Origin of the sequence: Budvicia aquatica DSM 5075 = ATCC 35567 (genome assembly GCF_000427805.1) — a bacterium.
GTDB classification, from domain to species: domain Bacteria; phylum Pseudomonadota; class Gammaproteobacteria; order Enterobacterales; family Enterobacteriaceae; genus Budvicia; species Budvicia aquatica.
Genome location: NZ_ATYS01000101.1, coordinates 1 through 5343, shown reverse-complemented (window position 1 = coordinate 5343; position 5343 = coordinate 1). Strand labels below are relative to the sequence as shown.

Genomic DNA, 5343 nt, shown 5'->3' with positions numbered 1-5343 from the left:
CAGTGAGCAAGACGGTAACTCCCGATATGTTTGCCCTCACCGGTAACCTACTTTCGCAGGTCCAACACGACGCGGATGGGGACACTGGGCTCTTGTCATGGGTTGACCAGCCATCGGCCACGTATGTGTGGAAGCACAATGGTACTCCACTGGCACCTGCGCAGTTATCCACCCCGCTGTACACTAGTTTCCCGGGCAGCGTGGTGACGCTGGAGGTTGGTGCTGAGGTGCTGACCACCACTCAGACCGGGAGTCCATGGATGAACAATTCGCCGATACTGACCAGCACCTACACCCTGAACGTGCCAGCGGCACCAATACCCCTACCGGCCAGCGTGAAGTTAAACGTGAATGGGTATCAGTTTGCAGGTAACAGCGGATTCCCCCGTACCGGTTATACTAACGCGACATATCAAATATGGATGAACGGGACGTCCTCTGCGACCAACAACGCATACGTATTTACGAGCGATTCGCCCTGGGTCTCGGTCGGCCGCTCGACGGGCATCATAACTCTGACTGGAAAGCCGGCGAGCGGTTATACGGCGGCGGTTATCAATATTGCAGCGACGAACGGCTCGATGTCGTATGAACACGTGGTCAACCCAAGGCTATGGGGGAGTGTCAGTGCGCCCGCAAGGAGCGCGGGTACGGATGGAGCGACGGTATGTCCAAGCCCACAAACGGCGGCCACAGGAACAAGGCTTGTAGGATACGGTTCACGAACGACACAACCGAACCCGGTACTTAGCATATGGAATGAGTGGGGTTCATTCGCTGGGTCGGCCGGACCATTACTCGTATTCAATAGAACGTTGAGTCGTGTCCCAGGAGCGTGGAGTAGTCACGACACGGCATGGACTGACCATCAGTACATATCATCCCCAACCAGCGTTGTCATGAATGGGGCAGCAGCAACAAGTTTACAAGTCGGATGGGGCGGGGCAACGGCTTACACACAAAGTAGCCCCGAAAATTATCGGGCGTATCCGAACAACACGATGGTCTACAACACCATAAGAACGCCGATGTTATGTGAGGAGGCATTATAATTCCAACTAGGCCAAATTAGAAAGCCTTGCCCGGACGCCAAGGTGACACAACTCGGAAGGATGCCCCAAGAATGCGGGGGAATTCAGGAAAAAACACCAAGTACCACCGCCCAATATACCCCGCCACCCGCGCCTGCTGCTGTCTAGCAGGCAGGTGTCGGGTTTGCTCATAAAGCCGGCGTAGCTTGGTAAGGTGGTTGGCGAGGGCTCTGGGTGCGACAGATTGGACACCTTGGTCGGTTAGCCAGTAGCCCATCCAGTCGGTGCCTTTGCGGGTGGGGCCGATGAAGGTTTTATCGGGGTGTTGGCGAAAGCCATATTGGTTGAAGAACTGATTAAGCTTTCGGACTGCCCTGCGGAGCTGCCAGCGGGTTTTAGCGATGATGAAAAAGTCATCCATATAGCGTGAGTAGTCCAGATTCGGCTGGTTGGCAAAGTGAGCATCCACCTCATATAGGTGGAATGCGGCCAAGAGTGGACTGAGTGAGGAACTGCGAGCAATGCCGAATTCAGGCGCATGAAAAGTGCCACCGTCTTCGACACTGTAGTGCAGGAACTGCCAGACAAGGTTGAGGAGTATCGGATTTTGAACATGAGATTGTACCTGTGAGTAAAGGGTCTGCTTATTGATTCGGGCGTAATAGCCCTTGATATCAGTACGACAGACAAAGCGATGATTCGGTTGGCGAAGCACCTGGTGGAGACGTTGTACGCTTTTCTTGCCGCCCTGATGACCTTTGATGTGTTCGCACCGTGGATGCACGGGCAGCAGTGCGGTCAACAGCAGGGTCAGGCACTTAAGCACTAACGCATCCGGTGAAGACCAGATAGCCCGGGTGTCCCCTTGGGCGGTTTTGACTAACTGGAGTGGTGAGAGTTGATACGTCCCGGCATTCAGTTGCTGGTAGAGGCGCTGTTTTTCAACCCTCCAATGAAATCGAAGGTGCCAGACACCGGCATTCGCGGGGAAGTGCTTGCGGGTTTGGCAGAGCCAGGTGAAGGCGGACTCAAGCAGGGTGTGGGAAAATAATTCCGACATGCAACTCGAGGGGTTAATGGTTGATGGGTGGTTATTTTGCGACCTGACACATCACTAAATCAGTCTGGTTCGAAATGTTCTTCACGTCAACACCCTGTTTTTTAGCGTTAACGTTAGCGCGTGGCTTGTATGGTGTGGTGGTTAATCTCCTGCCGTTTTTATTTATGTTGAAGGTGTCGTTATGTCACAACGTTTGAACCCTGAACCAGTCCGTCACTATCCCGAGTTGGCACATATTGCCGCGTTAAAAGAGCAGTCCGGTGATTGGAGAGGCGCGTCTCAGTATTGGGCGATGGCCGAGGATGTTGCCCGCTTGCTTGAGAACCGACTGTGGGCGGGGTCACGGGCGAGATATTGCAGTCATGAGGCGAGACAGGGTCTTGGCTATGCGGGTCGGACCGTATCGTCACCTGACCTAAAATCCCTGGCCTCGACCCCAATCTCCCTAAAAAACGCCCGGGAAGCGGTTAGGGATGATGAGTAAGTGTGCGCTGACGGCCGGGGTGATTTATCCCCATCACCGAGATATGGCGTTGATTGTAGGACAACCTAATTTTACTGAGTTATGAAATGTTTACCGGGGTCACTATCCCCTGAATAAGGAGTCTGTCGATGTTCATATACCGAAAACCCCCACCCGTTTGCCCGTATTGCGATGACACCACTCAGGTGCGCAAACATGGAACATCGCGCTGTGGCTTTCAGCGTTACCGCTGTTGTGACTGTGGGCGCACGTTTCAGGGTAAATACGTTTATCAGACGAGTTGCCAGGCCCCGTCAGTGACCGAGGCTTAACGTGTTTAACAGACCGAGGGTGACAGTGATGCGCCCTGCCTGTGGTCGTGACAACGATAGACCGCTTACGACTCAGGTCCGGTCTCGGAGATTTTAGATGACGATGATGACTTTACTCAAACAACGGCAACGCCCGGCGTGTCCGCATTGCGATACAGTGACGCAAATCCGCAAACACGGTAAAGCCCGCAGTGGCTTACCGCGTTACATGTGCCTCGGTTGCCGAGGAACGTTTCAGGGCCGGTACATTTACCCGGCTTATCAAACGGATGGGAATGACCGTGTCGGAGGCTAATCGACGAGGCAAGGTAACAACAGGGAGCGTGTGTCATGAGAGTGACCAGTTTGGATATTGTGGTCAGTGCGGTGACCTTGCTGGCGATAGCGGTGATGGTCCCCATGCCATGGTTATCCTCCTCCCGAGATGCGGAGGGGCATGGTCAGCGCTTAGGCCCTCTTCGTTGCGCCCCGGTCTCCGTACTCAGCGAACCACCGCCTGCTTCCATTACGGCGTTATGGCTGGCGTCATTCCCGGCCCCGGTCAAGCCTGCACGAGACTGCCCGATACTTGCCCTCAGTGCCCATCCGGAAGTCTCACAACAATAACCCGTGTCATGGCATCCGATGAGGTATGACGATGAGTGAAATAAGTCAAAAAACGTTAAACGCCCCATCAGGTCATACTGCCAATCAGGCTGGGTCTCGTCATGCTAACCCTAACGATGAGATAGACCTGTTTGAGTTGCTCCTTCGACTCTGGGACAAGAAAGGCTTGATTCTGATGGTGACGCTGGTTACCACCCTGATAGCCGGCATCTATGCCTTTACCGCCAAAGAACAGTGGACGGTCAAAGCTTATGTCTCCCCGCCGAGAATGGCCCAGATGGACGATTACCTGACATTAAGACGGGCCTTTGCTCGGGTGAGTGGCATTAACGCCGACCCACAGGCGATAGCCAACCATTTATTCAACCGGTTCACCGAGATGGTGTCCAGCCCCAATGAGAAGCTGACTTACTTATCTGAGACGGCCTACGTTAAACAACAGACTGAATCGATGGACTCGCAGGCAAAACGCGTTTGGCTAACGGAGATGGCGGACAAGGGGCTGGTGACGTCCCCGCCGGATGAAAAGAAAACCCTCCCTTACTTTATGCTGTCGGCGTCGGCGGATAATCCCCAGACCGCGCTGGCCTTGCTAACCGATTATGTTGAGCGCATCAATGACCAGGTGATTGCGCAAGATGAGGCTGAATTTCAAAACAATCTTCAGGCCATGATATTGGCACGTCAAAAGGAACAGCAGGATATCGACTTTAGCCTGCAAGCTGACAGGACGAATCAGTTGGCGAACCTCACCCGGTCACACAGTACGGCTCAGCGTGCCGGGATTAAGGACTATTACGCCAATTCAGCCAGCAACGGTGGAACCAAGATTGAGCTGGCGAATTCGGTACACAAATACATGCTGGGTGAGAACTTTTTGAGTGCGGAAATCAACAGTTTGATGGAGAGTCCGATAGTGTACCCCGTTCGGTATCATGATATCAGTCGGGAACTGAGTCTACTGGCGCCGTTACTGCAACAGCAGGTGACCGCGCAGGTGTATCGTTATCAGCTCACGCCGGGGGAACACGTGAAAAAGGACCGGCCTAAGAAAGCCCTGATATTGGTATTGGGGGTATTGCTCGGCGGGATGCTCGGTATGGGTGCCGTCCTGGTGACAGACGGTATTGCCCGTTATCGCAGAAGTTAACTCCCGTGTAGTGATGGGGCAACGTACCTGAGGCTACGTCACGACTACCTTATTTTAGGGGATAATGATGACAAAGATAGCACTGTATATTGCCCTCGCCATTTTTGGCAGCGTGTTCTATCTGGTTGCTGATTGGATGGAATGGGTGAGATAAGTTCGTTCAGGGGACTAAGACTTAAGGACAGGGCTTGACCATGGCAGGAAAAAAGATTCGGTAGAGCTTAATAAGGGGGGGCTGAGACGGCATGTCAGAACATTGTGGACTATCCCTAACAGGGTGCATAATCGATTGAATGCTTTTCTTGCTGATTGATAATTTTGTAAGCGGCTTATTCCAACATTATCGATGATTGATTTGGCATACAACATTGTGATGCTGGTAAGTGATTAAAATAAGGCAAGTCAATCGAGTTACTGCATATGCACTTCNGTCAGGTATTGTTACCCACGCTAATGAGCCACCAGTGCAGTGGAAGGCCTTTGCTCACACCGGTTCTAAGCACAACACCTTCTTCAACCAGGCGGAGCAACTGGTAGCGAGTTTGATAAACGTTCAAATCTACCAGCGCTACGGCCACATCATTGGTCGTTGGCGCGATNTTTCTCAGTATCTCATCACTGAGATCACCCTGAATATCGACCTCGCCTTTTACGGCAGAATATTTCATCGTGCAGAGTCGATTGAGGGCGGCTAACAAGTT

At 52.7% G+C, this 5343-nt stretch carries 8 protein-coding genes; 6 read left to right on the top strand and 2 right to left on the bottom strand.

Annotated features, from left to right (window positions below; translation table 11 throughout):
• The first annotated feature begins 335 nt into the window (after positions 1 to 335).
• On the top strand, positions 336 to 1052 hold the full coding sequence (locus tag YWE_RS32100) for a hypothetical protein (protein WP_428829296.1): 717 nt from the start codon (positions 336 to 338) through the stop codon (positions 1050 to 1052).
• A gap of 16 nt (positions 1053 to 1068) precedes the next feature.
• On the opposite strand, the gene YWE_RS28170 is transcribed toward YWE_RS32100, so the two are convergent.
• Entirely contained in the window at positions 1069 to 2091 is a 1023-nt protein-coding gene (locus YWE_RS28170) for an RNA-directed DNA polymerase (protein WP_051323484.1), read from the bottom strand.
• Between the two features lie 181 nt (positions 2092 to 2272).
• On the opposite strand from YWE_RS28170, the gene YWE_RS28165 reads away from it, so the two are divergent.
• The 5 genes from YWE_RS28165 to YWE_RS28160 all read left to right on the top strand — a co-directional run bounded on the left by YWE_RS28165 (position 2273) and on the right by YWE_RS28160 (position 4642).
• Positions 2273 to 2575, top strand: coding sequence for an ANR family transcriptional regulator (locus tag YWE_RS28165; RefSeq protein WP_036016698.1), 303 nt, complete (start codon positions 2273 to 2275; stop codon positions 2573 to 2575).
• Between the two features lie 128 nt (positions 2576 to 2703).
• Positions 2704 to 2886: an IS1/IS1595 family N-terminal zinc-binding domain-containing protein gene (locus tag YWE_RS32095; protein ID WP_428829294.1), complete on the top strand. Its 183-nt coding sequence runs from the start codon at positions 2704 to 2706 to the stop codon at positions 2884 to 2886.
• Between the two features lie 97 nt (positions 2887 to 2983).
• Positions 2984 to 3181, top strand: coding sequence for an IS1/IS1595 family N-terminal zinc-binding domain-containing protein (locus YWE_RS32090; protein WP_428829293.1), 198 nt, complete (start codon positions 2984 to 2986; stop codon positions 3179 to 3181).
• Positions 3182 to 3216: 35 nt separating this feature from the next.
• Positions 3217 to 3492 (top strand): hypothetical protein, encoded by a 276-nt coding sequence (locus YWE_RS0120490; protein ID WP_029096158.1) that lies wholly within the window; start codon positions 3217 to 3219, stop codon positions 3490 to 3492.
• Between the two features lie 31 nt (positions 3493 to 3523).
• Positions 3524 to 4642, top strand: coding sequence for an LPS O-antigen chain length determinant protein WzzB (locus tag YWE_RS28160; RefSeq protein WP_051323483.1), 1119 nt, complete (start codon positions 3524 to 3526; stop codon positions 4640 to 4642).
• Positions 4643 to 5073: 431 nt separating this feature from the next.
• Here YWE_RS28160 and YWE_RS28155 read toward each other — a convergent pair whose 3' ends face one another.
• Complete coding sequence (locus tag YWE_RS28155) at positions 5074 to 5310, bottom strand: FaeA/PapI family transcriptional regulator (RefSeq protein ID WP_154661442.1); 237 nt, start codon at positions 5308 to 5310, stop codon at positions 5074 to 5076.
• Positions 5311 to 5343 lie beyond the last annotated feature (33 nt).